The 19960-nt window shown below is 70.5% G+C and carries 14 protein-coding genes; 12 read left to right on the forward strand and 2 right to left on the reverse strand.

Translation table 11 applies throughout. From position 1 onward, the window contains the following. Nucleotides 1–55: 55 nt before the first annotated feature. From ACQP2X_RS15735 to ACQP2X_RS15755, 5 genes are all read left to right on the forward strand, one after another. The gene (locus ACQP2X_RS15735; RefSeq protein WP_498697634.1) at nt 56–3922 is read left to right on the forward strand and encodes a Pls/PosA family non-ribosomal peptide synthetase; all 3867 of its coding nucleotides are present in this window, start codon (nt 56–58) and stop codon (nt 3920–3922) included. Next, a complete protein-coding gene (locus ACQP2X_RS15740) occupies nt 3919–5232 on the forward strand; it encodes a M1 family metallopeptidase (protein WP_498697636.1) in 1314 nt (437 codons plus the stop codon). Before ACQP2X_RS15735 ends, ACQP2X_RS15740 begins: the two co-directional genes overlap by 4 nt. 70 nt (nt 5233–5302) lie before the next feature. Then, nucleotides 5303–5599, forward strand: coding sequence for a hypothetical protein (locus ACQP2X_RS15745; RefSeq protein ID WP_498697637.1), 297 nt, complete (start codon nt 5303–5305; stop codon nt 5597–5599). Between the two features lie 86 nt (nt 5600–5685). After that, on the forward strand, nt 5686–7302 hold the full coding sequence (locus ACQP2X_RS15750; protein WP_498697638.1) for a hypothetical protein: 1617 nt from the start codon (nt 5686–5688) through the stop codon (nt 7300–7302). Nucleotides 7303–7419: 117 nt separating this feature from the next. Beyond that, nucleotides 7420–7965 (forward strand): hypothetical protein, encoded by a 546-nt coding sequence (locus ACQP2X_RS15755; protein ID WP_498697640.1) that lies wholly within the window; start codon nt 7420–7422, stop codon nt 7963–7965. A gap of 28 nt (nt 7966–7993) precedes the next feature. Here the strand turns inward: ACQP2X_RS15755 and ACQP2X_RS15760 are convergent, their stop codons facing one another. Both ACQP2X_RS15760 and ACQP2X_RS15765 read right to left on the reverse strand, forming a co-directional pair. Beyond that, on the reverse strand, nt 7994–8521 hold the full coding sequence (locus tag ACQP2X_RS15760) for a GNAT family N-acetyltransferase (protein WP_498700958.1): 528 nt from the start codon (nt 8519–8521) through the stop codon (nt 7994–7996). 653 nt (nt 8522–9174) lie between these two features. Further along, nucleotides 9175–9873: a siderophore-interacting protein gene (locus ACQP2X_RS15765; protein ID WP_498697641.1), complete on the reverse strand. Its 699-nt coding sequence runs from the start codon at nt 9871–9873 to the stop codon at nt 9175–9177. Nucleotides 9874–9940: 67 nt separating this feature from the next. On the opposite strand from ACQP2X_RS15765, the gene ACQP2X_RS15770 reads away from it, so the two are divergent. The 7 genes from ACQP2X_RS15770 to ACQP2X_RS15800 all read left to right on the forward strand — a co-directional run bounded on the left by ACQP2X_RS15770 (nt 9941) and on the right by ACQP2X_RS15800 (nt 19954). Beyond that, nucleotides 9941–10936: a LacI family DNA-binding transcriptional regulator gene (locus ACQP2X_RS15770; RefSeq protein WP_498697642.1), complete on the forward strand. Its 996-nt coding sequence runs from the start codon at nt 9941–9943 to the stop codon at nt 10934–10936. Nucleotides 10937–11135: 199 nt separating this feature from the next. Continuing rightward, nucleotides 11136–12350: a hypothetical protein gene (locus ACQP2X_RS15775; RefSeq protein WP_498697643.1), complete on the forward strand. Its 1215-nt coding sequence runs from the start codon at nt 11136–11138 to the stop codon at nt 12348–12350. 2 nt (nt 12351–12352) lie between these two features. Next, entirely contained in the window at nt 12353–13579 is a 1227-nt protein-coding gene (locus ACQP2X_RS15780; RefSeq protein ID WP_498697645.1) for an ABC transporter substrate-binding protein, read from the forward strand. A gap of 7 nt (nt 13580–13586) precedes the next feature. Continuing rightward, a complete protein-coding gene (locus ACQP2X_RS15785) occupies nt 13587–14654 on the forward strand; it encodes a carbohydrate ABC transporter permease (protein ID WP_498697647.1) in 1068 nt (355 codons plus the stop codon). Beyond that, entirely contained in the window at nt 14635–15471 is an 837-nt protein-coding gene (locus tag ACQP2X_RS15790) for a carbohydrate ABC transporter permease (protein ID WP_498697648.1), read from the forward strand. Before ACQP2X_RS15785 ends, ACQP2X_RS15790 begins: the two co-directional genes overlap by 20 nt. Further along, complete coding sequence (locus ACQP2X_RS15795; protein ID WP_498697651.1) at nt 15468–17156, forward strand: glycoside hydrolase family 36 protein; 1689 nt, start codon at nt 15468–15470, stop codon at nt 17154–17156. Before ACQP2X_RS15790 ends, ACQP2X_RS15795 begins: the two co-directional genes overlap by 4 nt. Next, a complete protein-coding gene (locus ACQP2X_RS15800) occupies nt 17153–19954 on the forward strand; it encodes a glycoside hydrolase family 38 N-terminal domain-containing protein (protein WP_498697652.1) in 2802 nt (933 codons plus the stop codon). The genes ACQP2X_RS15795 and ACQP2X_RS15800 overlap by 4 nt, the downstream gene beginning before the upstream one ends. Nucleotides 19955–19960 lie beyond the last annotated feature (6 nt).

A 19960-nucleotide genomic window follows, 5' to 3' on the forward strand; every position in this document is an offset into this window, starting at 1 on the left:
ACGTCGTGCGCCTGGCCGACAAAGCCCGTTGTGGTGGAGATGGAGCACACGCCCGGTGACCGTGACTACCGATCTGCGTCTGATCGACCTTCCCGAGATCGAGTTCGCGCCGGAGGCTCCGGCGCTGTTCCACTCCCGCTCCACCCCGGTGCGGCGCACCCTCATCGACATCTTCGACGCGACGGTGCAGGCACACGGCGGGGCCGACGCGATCGACGCCGACGGCTCGGTGCTCACCTATCGCGAGCTGGCCGAGCTGGTCGAGGCGGTGCGGGCCGACCTCGAGGGCCACGGGATCGGGGTCGGTGACCGGGTCGGCATCCGGGTCTCCTCCGGCACGGCCGAGCTCTACCTCGCCATCCTGGGCGTGCTGGCCGCCGGTGCGGCCTACGTGCCGGTCGACGCCGACGACCCGGACGAGCGGGCCGAGCTGGTCTGGAACGAGGCGGGAGTCGCCGCGGTGCTCGGCGACGGGTTGAGCGTCTCGATGAGGCGTACGCCCAAGCAAGCCGTCGCCCAACGGCCCGGACCGAACGACGACGCCTGGATCATCTTCACCTCCGGCTCCACCGGCACGCCGAAAGGCGTCGCCGTCTCGCACGCCTCGGCCGCCGCTTTCGTCGACGCCGAGGCCCAGCTGTTCCTGGCCGGCGACGACGCCGAGGCGATCGGGCCGCACGACCGCGTGTTGGCCGGGCTGTCGGTGGCCTTCGACGCCTCCTGCGAGGAGATGTGGCTCGCCTGGCGGCACGGCGCGTGCCTGGTGCCGGCCGCCCGCTCGCTCGTGCGCAGCGGCGTCGACCTCGGCCCGTGGCTGGCCGAGCAGCGCATCACCATCGTCTCCACCGTCCCGACGCTGGCCGCGCTCTGGCCGGCCGAGGCGCTCGACGAGGTCCGCCTGCTGATCTTCGGTGGCGAGGCGTGCCCGCCCGAGCTGGCCGAGCGGCTGGCCGTCGAGGGGCGTGAGGTCTGGAACACGTACGGGCCGACCGAGGCCACCGTCGTCGCCTGCGCGGCCCCGCTGACCGGCGAGGGACCCGTGCGCATCGGGCTGCCGCTCGACGGCTGGGAGCTGGCCGTCGTCGACGCCGAGGGCCGGCCGGTCGAGATGGGCGAGACCGGCGAGCTGGTCATCGGCGGCGTGGGCCTGGCCCGCTATCTCGACGAGGCCAAGGACGCCGAGAAGTTCGCCCCGCTGCTGTCGCTGGGCTGGTCGCGGGCCTATCGCAGCGGCGACATCGTGCGGGCCGAGCCCGAGGGCCTGATCTTCCTGGGCCGCGGTGACGAGCAGGTCAAGCTCGGTGGCCGCCGGATCGAGCTGGGCGAGGTCGACGCGGCCCTGCAGGCGCTGCCCGGCGTGGCCGGCGCCGCCGCCGCGATCAAGAAGACCGCCGCCGGCAACCAGCTGCTGGTCGGATATGTGGTGCCGCGCGAGGGCTTCGACCTGGCCGCCGCCACCGCGCGCATCCGCGAGCAGCTTCCGGCGGCCCTCGTGCCGCTGCTGGCCGAGGTGGAGACGCTCCCGACCCGTACCTCCGGAAAGGTCGACCGCGCCGCCCTGCCGTGGCCGCTGGCCGGCGCCTCGTCCGACGGTCTCGAGCTCTCCGCCACCGAGACGTGGCTGGCCGAGGGCTGGGAGCAGATCCTCGGACTGCGGCCCACCGCGGCCGACGCCGACTTCTTCAGCAGCGGCGGCAGCAGCCTGGGCGCGGCCCAGCTGGTGGCCTGGATCCGGCTACGGCACCCGCAGATCGCGGTGGCTGACGTCTATCAGAACCCGCGCCTGTCCGAGATGGCGGCGGTGCTCGACGCGCTCGTCGCCACCCAGACCGTGCGCCGCGACATCAAGCCGACCCCGCTGCGCACGGGCTTCCTCCAGGCCCTGCTGATGGTGCCGATGCTGGCCCTGGTCGGCCTGCGCTGGCTCACCGTGGCGGCCACGCTGCTCGCGCTGACCTCGTGGGGCCCGGCCATCCACTGGTGGTGGATCGCGGCCGGCTGGCTGCTCCTGTTCAGCCCGGGCGGGCGCATCGCCATCGCGGCCGGCGGGGCCCGCCTGCTGCTGCGCGGCGTCGGCAAGGGCACCTATCCGCGCGGCGGCAGCGTCCACCTGCGGCTGTGGGCGGCCGAGCGGCTGGCCGAGCTCACCGGGGCGACCGGTGTGGCCGGAGCCGGCTGGATGATCACGTACGCCAAGGCGCTCGGCAACCAGATCGGCCGCGACGTCGACCTGCACTCGGCGCCGCCCGTGACCGGCCTGCTCAAGCTGGGCCGGGGCGCGGCCGTGGAGCCCGAGGTCGACCTGTCCGGCTACTGGGTCGACGGCGACGTCGTACGGATCGGCAAGGTCCGCATCGGCGCCGGCGCCCGCGTCGGCGGCCGCAGCACCCTGATGCCCGGGGCCCGGATCGGCAAGGGCGCGCACATCGAGGCCGGCTCGACCGTCACCGGTGCCGTGCCGGCCAACAAGCGGTGGGCCGGATCGCCGGCCGCGCCGGCACCGGCCAAGGACGGTGCGTCCTGGCCGTCGCAGCGTCCCCCGCGCCGCTCGCGGCTGTGGGTGGGCGTCTACAGCGTGACCGCCCAGCTGCTCGGGCTGCTCCCGGTGGTCGCGGTGCTGCCGGCGCTGGCGCTGCTCGGCTGGACCGTCCGGGACGGGTTCGACCTCGGCGCGGCCCTGCTGATGGCTCCCGTCGCGGCGGTCGCGTACTTCGTGACGTACGCGGTCCTCGTGCTCGTGACCGTCCGGGCCCTGAGCGTGGGGATCCGGGAGGGATATCACCCGGTGCGGGGCCGCGTGGCCTGGCAGGTGTGGACGACCGAGCGGCTCATGGGGATGGCCCGGATCGCGCTGTTCCCGATCTACGCCAGCCTGTTCACGCCGGTGTGGCTGCGGCTGCTCGGCGCGAAGATCGGCCGCAACGCGGAGCTGTCGACGGTGCTGGCGCTGCCGAAGATGACGACCGTCGAGGACGGGGCGTTCCTGGCCGACGACACGATGGTGGCGACCTACGAGCTGAGCCACGGCTGGCTGCGCGTGGCGCCGGCCCGCATCGGCAAGCAGGCGTTCCTCGGCAACTCGGGCATGGCGGCGCCGGGGCGGTCCGTGCCCAAGCGCGGCCTGGTCGGTGTGCTGTCGTCGGCGCCGCGCAAGGCGAAGAAGGGCTCGTCGTGGCTCGGCGCCCCGCCGATGCCGCTGCGCCGCACGGTCGAGTCGGGCGATTCGAGCCGGACGTACGCCCCGCCGCTGCGCCTGAAGGTGGCCCGCGCGACGATCGAGCTGTGCCGGATCATCCCGGTCATGCTGGCCGGCGTGCTGGCCGTGCTGGTGCTGGCCGGGCTCGACCAGATCTGGCGGGCCACGAACGGCTGGGTGGCGGCGGCCGCCGCGGGCCCGGTACTGTTCGCCGCGGTGATCGCCGGCGCGCTGATCGCGACACTGGTCAAGTGGCTGCTGGTCGGCCGGTTCAAGGTCACCGAGCACGCCCTGTGGACGTCGTTCGTCTGGCGCAACGAGCTGGCCGACACGTTCGTCGAGGTGCTGGTCGCGCCGTGGCTGTTCCGCTTCGGCGCCGGCACCCCGCTGCTCAACATCTGGCTGCGCACCGTCGGCGCCAAGATCGGCCGGGGTTCGTGGCTCGAGACGTACTGGCTTCCGGAGTACGATCTGGTGCGCCTGGGCGAGGGTGCGACGGTCAACCGGGGGTGCGTCGTGCAGACCCACCTGTTCCATGATCGGATCATGGCCATGGACGAGGTCACTCTGGACGCGGGCTCCACACTCGGCCCGCACGGCATCGTGCTGCCCGGCGCGAGCATCGGCGCCCGCACCACTGTCGGCCCGGGCTCGCTGGTCACCCGCGGCGACGCCGTGCCCGACGACACCCGCTGGCTGGGCAACCCGATCGCGACCTGGGCATGACGCCTCCGGGCGCCGACCGTTCGACCGACTCGTACCTTCCCGGGCACGGCAACGGCGGTTACCGGGTGCTCCACTACGACCTGGAGCTCGACTACCGGGTCGTCTCGAACCGGCTCGCCGGGAAGGCGACGATCACGGCGCAGGCCGTGCAGTCGCTTTCCCGGTTCAGCCTCGACCTGGGCGTGTTCCGGGTTTCCGACGTCCGCGTGGACGGTCACCGGGTCGGTTATACGCACCGAGCGGGAAAAATCCGCATCAAACCGGATAAAACGGTCGGATACGGCGCGGTTTTCAAGATCGAGGTCAGGTACGCCGGTTCGCCCGTCCCGATCTCGGGACGCTGGGGCGACATCGGCTGGGACGAGCTCACCGACGGCGCCCTGGTAGCCAGCCAGCCCAACGGGGCGCCGTCCTGGTTCCCGTGCAACGACCGCCTCGAGAAGGCCACCTTCCTGGTCACGTTGACCGCGCCGACCTCGTACACGGTGGTGGCGACCGGCGACCTGGTCTCCCGCCGCCGGGGCGCCGGCAACACCACGTGGGTGTACGAGCGGACCGAGCCCACGGCGCCGTACCTGATGAGCGTGCAGGTGGGCCGGTACGAGCTGATCGAGCTGGCCGCGGGCGAGGTGGTGCAGAGGGCCGCGATCCCGCCCCGCCTGCGCACCGTCTTCCGCCACGACTTCGGCCGCCACGGCGAGATCATGAACGTGCTCACCGACCTGTTCGGGCCGTACCCCTTCCGCGAGTACGTCGTGGTGGTGGCCGACGACGACCTGGACGACCCGATCGAGGCCCAGGGCATGGCGGTCTTCGGCCGCAACCACGTCGACGGCTGGCGCACGTACGAGCGGCTCGTCGCCCACGAGCTGGCCCACCAGTGGTTCGGCAACAGCCTGACAGTCGCCGACTGGCGCCACATTTGGCTGAACGAGGGCTTCGCGACGTACGCCGAGTGGCTGTGGTCGGACGTCTCGGGCGGCCCGTCGGTCGAGGCCCTGGCCGCACAGTGGCACGCCACGCTGGCCGGCCGCCCCTTCGACGTCGTGGTGTCCGACCCGGGCGTGACCCGCATGTTCGACCCGATCGTCTACAAGCGCGGCGCCCTGACCCTGCACGCCCTGCGCCGGCGCGCGGGCGACGCGGCGTTCTTCGCCCTGCTGCGCTCCTGGGTGGCCGAGCACCGCCACGCGACGGTCACCACGGCCCAGTTCCGGGCCCACGCCCAGCGCTTCACCACCGAGCCGTTGAGCCCGTTGTTCACGGCGTGGCTCGACCAGCGCGCCCTGCCCCCGCTGCCGAGCCTGTGAGCTGCCTTTCTGCGGCTTGACGGCCGAATCGCCGCACTTCTAGGTTCGGCACGTGTTCGAGAGAGGGACGGTGCGCGCGCTTCTGGCGCTCGTGCTCTCCCTCTCCGTCCTGGCCGCCGCCGTCCCCCTGCGGGCCGGCCACCGGCGTCACACCGCCGCCGGGGCGCAGTCCGCCGCGTCCCGGTCGCATCACCACCACAAGCACACCTCGGCCGCGCGGCGGGTCAGAACCGCCCCGGCCACCGTGGCGCAGCCCGGCGTGACCGAGCCGGCCGTCGCCCACGAGGACTTCCCGCCGCCGGCGTTCGGCCCGGCCGGCGTGGGCCTGCATCGTTATTTCGCGTCGGCGGCTCTGCGCCCCGGCTGACCTTTCCGGCCGTCTCGCCATCTCCATGCCCGCTCCTTCTGAGGGAGACGGGCCGATGACTGCTGTACGAAAGGAACCGATCAGAAATGCGGTGGATTCAACCGAGGCGGTGGGCCGCGATGGCCGGCGTGGCCGCGCTCGTGGCGGGCGCGGTGGTCGCGGCGCAACCCGCGGCGCTGGCGGCCACGACGATCCGTGTGGACAGCCTCACGCCGTACCAGACCATCAAGCCCGGCGTGATCACGGTCAACGGGCACACCACGGGCTCGCCGGCGGGTGAGACCGTGCGGATTCTCGTCAACAACGACCTCAAGGTCACCGTGCCGGTCGTCGACGGGCGCTTCTCGGGCACGTTCGACACCGGGCCGCTGTCCGACGGCGTCTACACGATCTACGCCGACGTTCCGGACAACGACGGCGGGTGGTTCAGCAACGGCACGAACGTCTACGTCGACGAGGACCCGGGTGACATCGTCGTGACCTCGCCCGCGCGCGGGTCGACGGTCACCTCGTTCGGAGCCGAGGGACAGATCGTCACCGGCCGGGTCGCCCATCCGGAGGCCATCAGGACCGTCGGGCTCCTGCTCGACGACCGGAGCCTGTTCCGGATCTTGGCGCCGGTGGCCGAGGACGGCACGTTCCGCATGGTCGTGCCGCCCTACGACATGCCGCAGGACGCCGCCCGGATCGCCGTCGCGGCCTACGACTGCGGCGACCAGTCCGTCTGCCGCGCTCTCGGCATCTCCGACGTCACCGTCAAGGTGGTGCCGTCGGCCAAGATCACCGCGCCGACGGCCGGGCAGGTCATCCGGCAGGGTGTCGACCGGACGCCCTTCGGCCTGCAGGTGACGAACCCGGGGCCGGCCGACGAGGTCAGCGCGACCATCGACGGCACGCTGCCGGTCGACATGCAGTCCCCGCTCCGGCCGACGCCCACCCAGAGCCTGTACTGGACCAGCGTCTTCGTGCCCCGGCCGCTCGGCGAGGGCCGGCACGTCCTGCACATGAACGCGAAGATCCGCGGCGTGACCTTGCCGGTCCCCGACGTCACGTTCTACGTCGACTACAGCGCGCCGACCGGCGCCGCCGTCGCCGCGCCGGCCACGGTGCTGACGACCTCGGCCGCGGTGAGCTGGTCGGCCACCGACAAGAGCGGCATCGCGAACTACGACGTGCGGTGGCGCACCAACTCGGGCGTCCAGCCGATGAGCGCGTACACCTATCCGGCCAACCTCCAGGCCACGACGGCCAGCCGGACCACCGTGCCCCTGACCGCCGGCAAGGCGTACTGCTTCTCGGCGCGGGCCCACGACGTCGCCGCCCGCACCAGCGAGTGGTCGGCCGAGCGCTGCACGCTGAGCCCGTTCGACGACCGCTGGATGAACACCATGTCCAAGGGCGGCAAGCGGGTCGCCTGGAAGGGCTTCTTCGGCAACACGGCCACCGTGCTGCCGGCCAAGGGCAGCGTGACGCGCTACAACGTGACCGCCAGCCAGGTCGGCGTCGTCGCCCGCACCTGCCCGACCTGCGGCACCCTGACGGCGACCCTGGCCGGCCTGAAGCTCGGCACGGTCTCCCTCCGGACGCCGAAGATCACCCGGCTCGTGATCTGGGTGCCCGCGATCGGTCAGCAGCGCATCGGCACGCTGACCCTGACCGCCTCGACCCCCGCGACCCTCGACGGCGTGCTCCTGCGCCGCTGACGTTCGGCCTGTTCGGAACAGTTCCGGACAGTGCGGAAGCGTTCGGGAGGTCCGCCGGACGGGTGACGGGGTGGTGGGCTCTGGCGGTCATCGCTGGAACCACCAGAAAGGCAACTCATGTCAGCAGGTTCGACCTTCCGGCCGCTTCCGCGCGTCCTGGCCGTGCTCCTCGTGGTGCTCGCTTCCGTGTTCGCGATCCAGACCCAGGCGAGCGCTACGGCGCGGGGGCACAAGTGCCAGGTCGCCTTCACCGAAGGGACCCGCCAGGCCGTACAGTGCGTGGACTTCAACGTGTTCTGGAACAGCTCGGGCGACCTGGCCGTGCAGACGCTCGGCGCGTCCCTCTGCCAGGCCACGGGCGGTGACCCGGTGCGGTGCGCGGGGATCAAGCAGACCGTCACGATCTACGCCACGAACACGGTGCCCTCCAACCCGGACGCCCACTCCACGTCGACGACCCAGGCGTGTGGCCGCCGCATCGCCAGCGGCGCCCAGTGCCCGGCCAGCCGGCAGTACGGCTATTCGACGGGCGCGTACTGCCACACGACGCTGACGTACGTGGCCCGGATCAGGACCACGTTCGACATGCCGATCACGGGAAGCCCGGTCACCAAGGTGTTCGAGCACCGGCTCCCCGGCTCCAGCATCTGCTACACGCCCTGACCCTTGATGAGGGGGCCCCAGGGCCCCCTCAGAAGACGTGACCGAGCAGATCGATCTCGCCGGGCGGCCAGGGCATGCCACTCACCGGGCGGACCATGAGCTCGTGTGGGGTCACCCCCTGGGCCAGGCCGATCACGCGATGGTCGTTGATCTTCACCCAGCTCAGCGGGTTGCCCACCCGCGCGAAGCCGTGGCGGAGATAGAGGCTGTCGTCGTCGGCGAAGAGGATGACGAAGTCCATCCCACAGGCGGCGGCGTAGCCGGTCAGTTCGTCCAGCAGGCGGCTGGCCAGGCCTTGGCCGCGGTGGTCCGCGCGGACGCAGAGGTCGACCACCCCGAACGTGCGCAGGATCTGCTCACCGACCCGGATCACGCGGAGCTCGACGCCGAGGTGGGCCAGAGCCGCGGGGCCGTCCGTCAGGACGTACCGGAAATGGGGTGGGATCTTGAAGTAGCTGCGCTCCGGATAGCCGGGAAAGCAGGAACCGAGCAGGCTCCGGAGAGCGAGGTGCAGCCCGGCGCCGATGTCGGCTTCGGGCAGGCGCTTCAGCTCCATCGTCACGCGCCGACCCTAATGCCTCATCGACACGTGACCCTTCTCAGCGTGGCTCCGGCACCGTCGCCGAGCCGCAACCAGCCTTCCCTACGCCGGCGCAGCGCAGCAACCCACGAATCAGCGACGGCGACTAGCACCACGCCAGCGGACGTGACCTCCTCCCACACCGAGTCAGGACCTGCTTCCGCGCCGAATCCGGGGACGTGAGCTTCTTCCGCGGGGGAGTGACCTGCTTCCGCGCCGAATCGAGCTGGACTGGACCGGTTTGAACGCGGCCGGACGGAGTGAGGCCGGAAGGAGTAGGGAAGGGGCGGGGATGGGGTGCGGCTGAGGTGGGCGGGGATGGGGTGCGGTTGAGGCGGGGGAGACGCGCGGGGGGCGAGGTGGGCGGACCAGGGTGAGGCGGAGCTTGGTGGGGGCGTGGGTGAGGCCGAGGTGGGGGAACAGGGTGAGGCTGAAGTCGTGGTCGCGGACGGCGGGCGGTCGGCGTGCGCGGTGGCTCGGGAACGGATGGCGCGGCCCCGTGCGCTGGTTTCGGCTTGACAAAAAGACAAGTGGGCTTGTCTTTTTGTCGTGCTTGCTTGTCGGCTGAAGGTGCGGGAAGGGTCAAGAACTCAGGCACGTGGATCGGTCGGACTGCTCCTTGTGGCCGGCTACGTCATCGCCGTCCGGTGGGCGGCAGGTGAGCCGGCGCCGAAGCCGGGGCGGCCCTGGGACCATTGGGGCTGGGTGTGCACGGCTCGCCGGGGCCATCCCCGCTGTTCGATGAGGTGGCGTTGCAGCAGGCGGCACGTGTCGCTCTCGCCGGCTATGTAGGCGGCGCCAGGGCTCGACGGCAGTTCCAGGTCCTGGAGTGCGCGCAGCAGGACCCGCGACGCCACGGCTGAGGCCCGGCCCCGGTGGACCCACGGGAGTGCCGGGGAGCCGGGGATCTCCTCGGCGGCCTCCGTTGTCTCGAAGACGCCGTGGACGGGGACGGTGCTGCCCAGCGTGGCCCGCATGGCCAGCAACGGCACCGCTCCGGTCTCGTCGCCGGCGAAGAGGTGGTAGCGGGCCGTCTGGTCGATGCTGATCTTCGTGCGGGGTGGCTCCAAGGTGACCCGGTCGCCGGGGGACGCCTCCGACGCCCAGACGCAGCCGGGGCCGCCACTGTCGTGCAGGGCCACCCTCAGGACCACCGTGGCCGAGGCCGGGTCGTGGCGCCAGATCGAGTAGACGCGCCGGTCGGGGACGTGGACCACCACGTGGGCGCCCGGGTTGCAGCGTCGCCGGGACAGGGCGGGGACGGCCAGCTCGATCTCGCGCATGTGTGGCGTGAGCGCGGAGACCGAGCGAATCCGGGCGGGGATCATCACTGCAATGTCGCACATCCGGCAAGGTGCCGTCATTCGTCGACCGGGGCTGCCGTATGGTGTCGCCATGGCCAGGGTCGGGATCAGTGACGTCGCCGCTCGGGCGGGCGTCAGTGAGGCGACCGTGAGCCGGGTGCTCAACCGGCGTGGTGTCGTCGCGCCGCGCACGCGCATGGCGGTGGAGGAGGCGATCCGTGACCTCGGCTATGACCGGGGTGCGCAGAGCCAGCTCGTCATCGTGCTGACGCCGGGGCTGGCCACGCCGTTCTTCGGGCGGCTGTGCGAGCTCGTCGAGTCGGCGCTGGCGCCGCAGGGCTTCAAGGCGATCGTCTGCTCGACGACCGTGGGCGGGCTCCAGGAGACCGATTTCATCAGCTCGACCATGGATCTGGGCATCGCCGGGGCCGTGTTCGCCTCGGCCAGCAACACCCTGATCGGCGTCGACACCGCCGCCTACCGGCTGCTGCACGAGCGGCAGATCCCGTTCGTCACCATGAACGGCACCGTCGACGGCTTTCCGGCGCCCAGCTTCTCGACGAACGACCGGGTGGCGGCCGAGGTGGCCGTCGACCATCTGTGGGGCCTGGGCCACCGCGACATCGGCATGATCGTCGGGCCGGTCGGCAACCGGCCGAGCGAGCGCCGCCTCGAGGGCTTCCTCGAGGCCATGAGCGCGCGCGGCGCGGGCGATCCGAAACGGCTCGTGGCCCATCAGGTCTACACCATCGAGGGCGGCATGTCGGCCGCCGAGGCCCTGCTCGACCAGGGCGTGAGCGCCATCGTGGCGGCCAGCGACTACATGGCGCTGGGCGCGATCCGCGCGGCGGGCCGGCGCGGCCTGAGCGTGCCGCGCGACCTGTCGGTGGTCGGCTACGACGACTCGCAGGTGATGGAGTTCGTCGATCCGCCGCTGACCACCGTGCGGCAGCCGATCGAGCGCATCGCGCAGTCGATCTCGACCGCCATGGTCCATCTGGTCAACCGCCGCCCGGTGCCCCCGGGCGAGCTGCTGTTCGACCCGGAGCTGATCATCCGCAGCTCCACCTCCGCGCCGCGCGCCTGACCTGCGGCAACTCCCCGAAAGGGGTACGACCAGTGTCGTACCCAGGGTGAGTCACGGGCGCGAACACCCCCTCGCAAGCGACATCATGATCTTATCGCGTGACGCCCATTGACGGGTCTATGACGTACATGCAACAGTGACTTTCATGTCGAGCACGTTACGCGGCGGCGGCCACGCCGGTCTTACCATGAACAGCAGCATGAAAGACCTTGTCGAGTCTTTCATTTGGGCGTCATCGCGGGCCCGGTCCTGGGTGCAGACCGGCCGCGACGCCGCGTACCTGCCGAGCTATTGGGCCGGCCTGCCCGAGCGGCCGATGTTCTACTCCCGCGACCTGGCCCACCAGATGCTCGGCGCCCACCTGCTCGGCCTCGACACCGAGAACCTCGCGATGCTGCGGCACTTCGCCGCCTCGGCCACCGAGCGCCGGGGCTGGTACCCGCTGTGGGCCTTCGAGTTCACCGGCGAACCGGCCGCCATCGACTACCGCTCGGACGACGACTTCGTCCGGGAGACCCCAGCTCCTTTCGAACTGGTCGAGAAGGCCGTCGAGCAGTTCCGCTGGACGGGCGACGACCGCTTCCTCCGTACGCCGGAGATCGCCGCCTTCATCCGCAGCACCACCACCGTCTTCGTCGAGACGCACGACCCGCTCGGCACCGGCGTCGCCGGAACCGCCTCGAACAAGGACTTCTTCGCCGGGATCGCCACCTACAACGAGGTCGAGGAACCGCCCTACCTGCAGGTGGCGGGGGACGGGATCGCGAGCCAGTGGGCCGCGTACGAGAGCCTGAAGATCGAGAACGACCTCCGTGAGCATTTCGAGCGCGACTGGTGGCTGCCCGGCGAGCGTCACTATGCGGCCGGCTTCACCGCCGACGGGCCGGTCACCGGCTTCCGCAAGGAGAGCTCCTGGTTCCCGGCGGTGAAGGGCCTGATCCGCAAGAACGCCGACGCTCACCTCGAGTTCCTCAGCGACGGCCTCCGGGACGACCCGCCCCACAACATCGAGGCGTACACCTATCTGCCCGAGGCCTTTCTCCGCTACGGCTGGGACGCCCAGGCGCTGCGCTGGATCCGCCACCTCGCCGCCTCCCGCAGCGACTACCCCGAGGTCTCGTTCACCCACGTCGCCCACGTGGCGGTCGGCCTGACCGGACTCGAGCCGGGCGACAACCCCGGCGAGGTCCGCACCCGTTCGCATCTGCCCGGCGGCGACTGGCTGGAGGCCGACGGCATCCCGCTCGCCGGCTCCGTGCTGGGCGTGCGCCACGAGGGCCGCGAGGCCTCCGAGCTCTGGGTCACCGACGGGCCCGGAGTCACCTGGACCGCATTCGAAGGAACCACCGTCCACGTGCCGAGCGGCTCGCGCGTCCGCGCGTACGCCGACGGCCGCGTCGAGAAAGGAAAGTGACAGTGCGCAGAAGAGTCCTCATAGCCGCCGCCGTCGCCGGATCGCTGGCCCTCACCGGGTGCAGCAGCAGCTCCTCCTCCGACGGCGAAACGAAGAACGCCACCATCTCGTACGCCTTCTGGGGCAGCAACGACGAGGCGGCCACGATCAAGGCGATGATCGCCAAGTTCGAGGCGGCGAACCCCACCATCAAGGTGGAGCCGAACTGGATCCAGAGCGATTACGAGCAGAAGCTCCAGACCTCCATCGCCGGCGGTGACGCGCCCACGGTCGCCCAGATCTCCAACACCGCCCTGCCCAGCTTCGCCAACGCGTTCCGCGAGGTGAAGGTCGACAAGGGCACCTACTACTCGGACGCGGTGGCCGAGGCCGGCACCGTGAACGGCTCCGACCGGGCCATCCCGTTCGTGGCCAAGAGCAAGGTGATGGCGGTCAACAAGGCGCTGCTCGACGCGGCCGGCATCAAGGCCGCGCCGGCCTCGACGGCCGACTTCGTCACCGACGCCAAGAAACTGACGAACGGCAAGAAGGTGTACGGCTCGGCGCCGCTCTGGTACGACGGCTGGCTCATCGCCGAGGGTGGCTCCTACTACAGCGCCGACGGCCAGAGCTGCACCATGGGCAACGCCGACGGCATCCGGGCCGCCCAGGTCGTCGTCGACTCGGTCAAGCCGGGCGGCTTCGCCCCGAACCCGATCGAGGCGCAGGGCCAGGACATGTTCCAGTGGTTCGCCGACGGCAAGGTGGCCATGCTGCCCGACTTCGGCCCGTGGAACATCGCGAAGATCGCCGCCCTCGACCCGGCAAAGTTCCAGATCGTGCCGATGCCCGGCAAGGGCGAGCCCATGGAGGTCGACAGCCTGGGCGTCTCCCGCGACGCGACCGACGACGAGGCGGCCGCGGCCAAGACGTTCACCACCTACATGAGCTCGAACCCCGAGGCGCAGAGCCTGCTGGCGTCGACCACCTCGGCGCTCGGTGTGCCGGTCATCGAGGGCTCGATCGAGTCCTTCAAGGGCGTCGCCCCCAAGGTGAACCTCCAGGCCTTCGTGGACGCGGTGAAGAACGCGGTCAAGACGCCGTACGTCAAGGACAAGGTGAAGATCGAGAGCACCTTCTCGACCGCGCTGAACTCCCGGACCGCCATCGGCACCGGCAAGGAGGACCCGGCGGTCGTCCTCCCGCAGCTTCAGGCCGAGTGCCAGAAGCAGCTGGACGCCTCGAAGTAGGCCACGCATGTCGCAGATCGTGACGGCGCTCGAGGAGTTCCTGGCCCGACTGAACGTCGTCGAGGAGCTGCGGCCGATTCTCTCGTTCGTCATCCTGCTCGCCGCGGTGTTCGCGGTCGTGGGGGCGGGACTGTGGGTCGCCGTGCGTGCGCGCTGGATGAGCCGCACCACGGCGGCGTTCTGGGCCTTCGTGTCGCCCTGGGTGGTCGGCTTCCTGCTCTTCACGGCCGGCCCCATGGTGTACTCGCTGATCCTGTCCTTCTTGGACTGGGATCTCATCGACCCGGCGAAGTTCGTCGGGCTCGACAACTACCGCGAGGCGGTCAGCGACCCGCGCCTCGGCCAGGCCATCAAGGTCACTCTGGTGTACGCCGTGGTCAGCGTCCCTCTGCAGACGGTGCTGTCGCTGGCCGTCGCGCTGCTGATGAACGTGAAGGTGCGGGGCATCCACCTCCTGCGTACCGTCTGGTATCTGCCGTCCCTGGTCACCGGGGTGGCGCAGACGGTGCTCTTCATCTGGGTGTTCAACCCCAACCACGGCCTCGTCAACGGCGTGCTGGGCCTGGTGGGCATCGACGGGCCGAACTGGCTCTTCGACGCGCACTGGGCGCTGCCCGCGGTCATCCTGACCAGCCTGTGGACCGTCGGCGGCAACATGGTCATCTATCTGGCCGGCCTCCAGGACATCCCGACCGAGCTCTACGAGGCGGCCGAGCTCGACGGGGCCGGCCGGTGGCGCAAGCTCTGGAACATCACCGTGCCGCAGCTGAGTCCGGTCATCTTCTTCAACGCGGTGACCGGGCTCATCTACGCCATGCAGACCTTCACCCAGGGGTACGTCGTCACGCAGAACGGCGGCGGCCCCAAGGACTCACTGCTCTTCTACGTCCTCTACCTCTACCAGAACGCGTTCTCGTTCTTCCGCACCGGATACGCCTCGGCCCTGGCCTGGATCCTCTTCGTGATGATCATGCTGCTCACGGCGCTGGTGTTCCGCGGCAGCGCGTTCTGGGTCTACTACGAATCACAGCGCCCACAGAAACGAAGGAGGCGTCGTGTCAGCCACCAGTCGTGACAGCAAGGGCGGTCGGATCGCCACGGTCGCGCTCCTCCTGGTCGGCTCGGTCATCTTCATCTACCCGTTCCTGTGGATGATCGCGACCGCCCTGCGCACTCCCGCCGGCGTCTCGGACGCGGGCATCGCCATCTGGCCGATCCAGTGGCAGTGGTCGAACTTCTCGGACGCGCTGGGCTCGTTCCCGTTCTGGCGCTACCTCACCAATTCGTTGCTGAGCACGCTGATCCCGGTCGTGGCGGTCGCCCTGTCGTCGTCGCTGATCGGCTTCGCCTTCGCCCGCATCAAAGCGCGCGGCGCGGGCATCCTGTTCGCGCTCGTGCTGTCGACCCTGCTCCTGCCGCAGGAGGTGACGATCGTGCCGCAGTTCATCCTGTTCAAGAACCTGGACATGCTGAACACGCTCTATCCCATCATCCTGCCCACGTTCTTCGGGTCGGCGTTCTTCATCTTCCTGTTCCGCCAGTTCTACCTGCGGCTGCCCGAGTCGCTCACCGACGCCGCCCTCATCGACGGCGCCGGCTGGTTCCGGATCTGGTTCTCCATCTACCTGCCGCTGTCGCGCCCGATCCTGGTCGCGGTCGGCGTGCTCCAGTTCATGTCGTACTGGAACAACTTCTTCCAGGCGGCGATCTTCCTGACCACCGACAAGTGGAAGACGCTGCCGCTCGCCCTGGCCGGATTTCAGTCGGTCAACGGCACCGACACGCCGCTGCTGATGGCCACCACACTCGTGGTCACCATCCCCTGCGTCGTGCTGTTCTTCCTTGCTCAGCGCCAGATCATCGGGGGCATCTCATTTACGGGAAGCAAATGACCGACGTCGTATGGGTGCCCGGCGAAACCACACCCCGGCGGGAGACTCCGGTCGCGCCGGGCTTGCGCGCCAAAGCCCCGGCCGAGGTACGTCATGTGGGGCCGGCAATCACCGAGGCGACCTTCCGCCCCGGTCGCGACGAACTCACGTTCACCGTCACCATCCCGGCGACCGACGCGGTCGCGTGGTGGAGGCCCGGAAGCACGCTGCCGCACGCGACCATTCCACCGTCGTGGGCTGATGCCGTCGACTCGTCGCCGTTGCAGGGTCTGCCTTTGGGCGCCCTGCTGGCAGGTCGTGACCGGGCCCTGCTCGCCTACGCCGTGGACGCCGGCACCGGCTCGATCCACGTGCGGGCCGGCCTGGTCGAGGAGACGGCCGAGTTCGTCATCATGGTGACGGCCACCGGCGCCGACGAGGTGCGGCTCTACCTGGACTCGTCCTCGGCGTCCTTCGCCGAGGCGGTGACCGGCGCCGGTCGATGGCTCCAAGGCGCGGCCGGTCATCTCGAGGCACCCGGCGCTGAGGACCCGGTGCTGTGCACCTGGTACTTCGCCCACCAGCACGTGACGGCCGACGCCGTGCTCGACCCGGCCACCCGGGCCGCCGAACTGGGCTTCGGCACCGTCATCATCGACGACGGCTGGCAGACCACCGACCACGGCCGCGGCTACTCCTCGGCCGGCGACTGGACCGTGGCCGAGGAGAAGTTCCCCGACCCGGCCGGGCTCGTCACCAAGCTGCGCGAGGCCGGCCTGCGCACGATGTGGTGGATCGGCACGCCGTTCATCGGCCACCGCTCGCCGGCCCGCGATCTCGGCCTCGCCGTCCTGGCCGACGATCCCGCGCTGGAGGCCCAGATCCTGGACCCCCGCGACGCCACCGCGCGCGCCCATCTGGTCTCCCGGATCCGGGACCTGGTGGCCGGGACGGGCGCCGACGGCGTCAAACTCGACTTCTTCGAGCGCTTCGGCCCGCACACCGACGCCGTCGTCCAGCTGATGGACGAGGTGGTCACGTCGCTGCGGGAACTCGGCCCGGAACCGCTGATCGAATTCCGCGAGCCCTACATCCACCCGGCGGCGGGCCGCTACGCCTCGATGATCAGGGTCGGTGACTGCCCGTTGAGCGCGGCGCAGAACCGGGTCGGCATCCTCGACCTGCGCCTGGCCCGCCCCGGCGTGCCGATCCACAGCGACCCCATCATGTGGGCGCCGGACGACACCGCGGAACGGGTCGCTTATCACCTCATCAACGCGCTCCTGGGCGTACCGCAAGTGTCCGTTGACCTTTTGCACCTGCCCGCTCCGCAGGCGGAGGCGCTCGCTTTCTGGCTCGGTTTCTGGCGGGAGCATCGCGATCTGTTGCTGCACGGCCGGTTGACGCCGCACCGGCCGGATCTGCTCTATCCACAAGTGACAGTTGCGGCCGGCGAGGTGCATCTTGTGGCGCGCTACGCGCCGTACCCCATCAATCTCGTCGATTGCCGGGAACTGTTGATAGCCAACGCCGACGACAGTCCCACGGTCGTTCTCAACGCCGTCGACCGTGAGGTCATGCTGGAGATTCGCGACGCGCGCGGACGGCTGATCCTCGACGAACGTCGCCGGCTGACCGCCGGGCCCGTGGTCATCGGCGTGCCCGCCGGTGGGCTGGCCCGGCTGCGACAGGAGGACCCGCGATGACCGACCCCGGCATCGTGCTCGTCCCGCACACCCACTGGGACCGCGAATGGTACGAGCCGTTCCAGGTGTTCCGGCACCGCCTCGTCGACGCGCTCGACCGGGTGCTGGACATGGCCGAGAGCGAACCCGGATTTCGGTTCACTCTGGACGGTCAGGCCGCCGCCATCGAGGACTACCTGGAGATCCGGCCCGACAACACCGAACGCGTGCGGGCCGCCGTGAGCCGAGGGCAGCTCGCGCTCGGCCCGTGGCTGATCCTGCTCGACGAGTTCCTCTGCTCCGGCGAGACGATCGTGCGCAACCTCCAGCTCGGCTGGGCCGGCGCCCGCAAGCTCGGCGCGGCCATGCCGATCGGCTATCTGCCCGACATGTTCGGTCACGTGGCCCAGATGCCGCAGATCCTGGCCCGGGCCGGGATCAGGCACGCCGCACTCTGGCGGGGCGTGCCGGCTTCGGTGGGCGGGCACGCGTTCCGCTGGGTCGCGCCCGACGGGTCGAGCGTGCGCACGGAATATCTCTTCGACGGCTACGGCAACGGCCTGGACGTGCTGCTCGTGCGGGACCGGATCCCGCAGGCGCTGCGCGAATATCGGACCCTGACGGCGGACCGCTGGGGTGACGACCCGATCCTGGGCATGGTCGGCACCGACCACTCGGCGCCCCGGCCCGACCTGATGGACCTGGTGCGCCGCTTCGACTCGCCGGTGCTGCCGATAGCCGTGGCCACCCTGGCCGAATACGTCGAACGGCTCCCACCGGAGGCCGACCTGCCCGAGGTGCGAGGAGAACTCCGAAGCCACGCCCGCGCCAACATCCTGCCCGGCGTGCTGTCGATCCGGCGGGGCCTGAAGGACGCGATGGCCACGGCGGAACGGCTGCTGGACGAGGCGGAAAGGGTGTCGCTGGACGAGCCGCTCGACCGGACGGAGCCCTTCCTCGAACGCGGCTGGCGGCGCGTCATCGAGTCGTCGGCCCACGACTCCGTGGTCGGCTCGGGAACAGACGAGACGGTGGAGCAGGTGGCGGCCCGGCTCGCGGAGGCGGCCCAGCTGGCCCGCGCGGTGCGGGACAGCGCGTTGGTGGCGCTCGCGAAGGAGGTCCCGTCCGACGCGTACCTGGCGGTCAACACGCGAACGACCGCGAGCACGGTCGTGGTGGAGGCGACGGTGGCGGCGGGGGAGGGCCCGCTGGAGGCGGTGACGGCCGACGGGCGGCGGTTGCCGGTGCAGGAGTTGGGTCGTACGCCGGAACTGCTGGCCGACGAGACGTGGAAGGCGGAGGAGGTGGAGCGGGTATTGCGCCGCATCCACCGCCGCGAGTTGTTCGGGCAGGAGATCGACCGTTACGAGATCGCGCTGGGGCTACTGACGTTCTGGGTGGCGGAGGTGCCGGGCGCGACCGAGTTCGACCTGATGGCGTTGCGGGGTGGGTTGAGGCGGGCAGTGGCCGAGCATGGCGGGTCGTGGCGGGTGCGGACGTTCGCCGAGCCCCGTCGGCATGTGTTGACGGCCGTGCCGGTCGGGCCGTCCGGGCGTGTGGCCGTTCGTTTCGTTCCGGCGGTCGCGTCACCGAGCCCGTCGACAACGCCGACCCCGCCCTCCCAAGGGGGCCCCCGTCCTGGCCCATTATCCCAAAATCGGCCAACATCAAGTGCGGGGCTGTGGACAACCGCGAGCCCTGTGGACACGCAGTCGGAACCGGCGCTCTTCGCCACCACGTCCTCGCTGGGCAACGGGCTGATCGCGGTGGAAGTGCTACCCGACGGCACACTGTCGGTCCATGGCGCTGACGGCACCATCCTGCACGGCGTCGGGCGGCTCGTCGACGGCGGCGACCGCGGCGACAGCTACAACTACGGACCGCCGGCGGCCGACACCCTGGTCGAGGTTCCCTCGTCGGTTGATGTGCGTGTCGTGGAGACCGGCCCCGTTCGTGCCGCCGTCGAGATCGAGCGGGTCTATCAGTTGCCCGCCGCGTTGAGCGACGACACTCCCGATCAGCGTCGTCACGAGACGCTCGAGATGACGATCAGGACGCGGGTCGAGCTTCGGTCCGGTGAACCATTTGTCCGGTTGGCCCTCTCCTTTGTCAACGTCGTCGCCGATCATCGGCTGCGCTTCCACGTCCCGCTGGGACGGTCCGTGACCGGGTCAGCCGCCGAGGGACAGTTCTCGGTGACCACACGTGGTCTCGACGCTGAGGGCGGCTGGGGCGAGTTCCCCCTCCCCACCTATCCCGCCTCGGGTTTTGTCTCGGCCGGTGACGCCACGGTGCTGCTGGCCGGTCCCACCGAGTACGAGGTGGTCGCCGACGGTAACGAGCTGGCCCTGACCCTGCTGCGGGCTGTCGGTTCCATCAGTGTCAACCTTCACCCGCTGCGTGACGAGCCGGCCGCCTCCGAGATTCCCATCCCCGGGGGCCAGGAGCTCGGCAATGACTTCACCGTCCACCTTGCTGTGCTGCCGGCGGCCTGGGAAGCCGGGGACGCGGTGCGGCACGGCGAGGCGTTCCGGTCGCCCGGGCTCTGGCAGCGGGGCGGGGCTGCGGCCGGTGGGCCGCTTCCCGCGGATGTCACCGGCATCGAGGTTGGGGGGAGTGGTGTGTCCGTGTCCGCGGTGCGCCGCACCAGCGACGGCGTGGAGCTGCGCCTCGTTGCCATGACGCCGGTCGGCACCGTGGCCTCGGTGACGGGAGCGGCCGTTGAAGTCGATCTTCTTGGTCGTCCGGTCGATGCGCCGGTGGACGCCGGTGAACTGCCGATGCGGCCGTGGGAGATCCGCACGTTGCGCCTGAAATAGGAGAAG

It is taken from the genome of Actinoplanes sp. CA-131856, from assembly GCF_050956135.1.
In the GTDB taxonomy this organism is placed as follows: Bacteria; Actinomycetota; Actinomycetes; order Mycobacteriales; family Micromonosporaceae; genus Actinoplanes.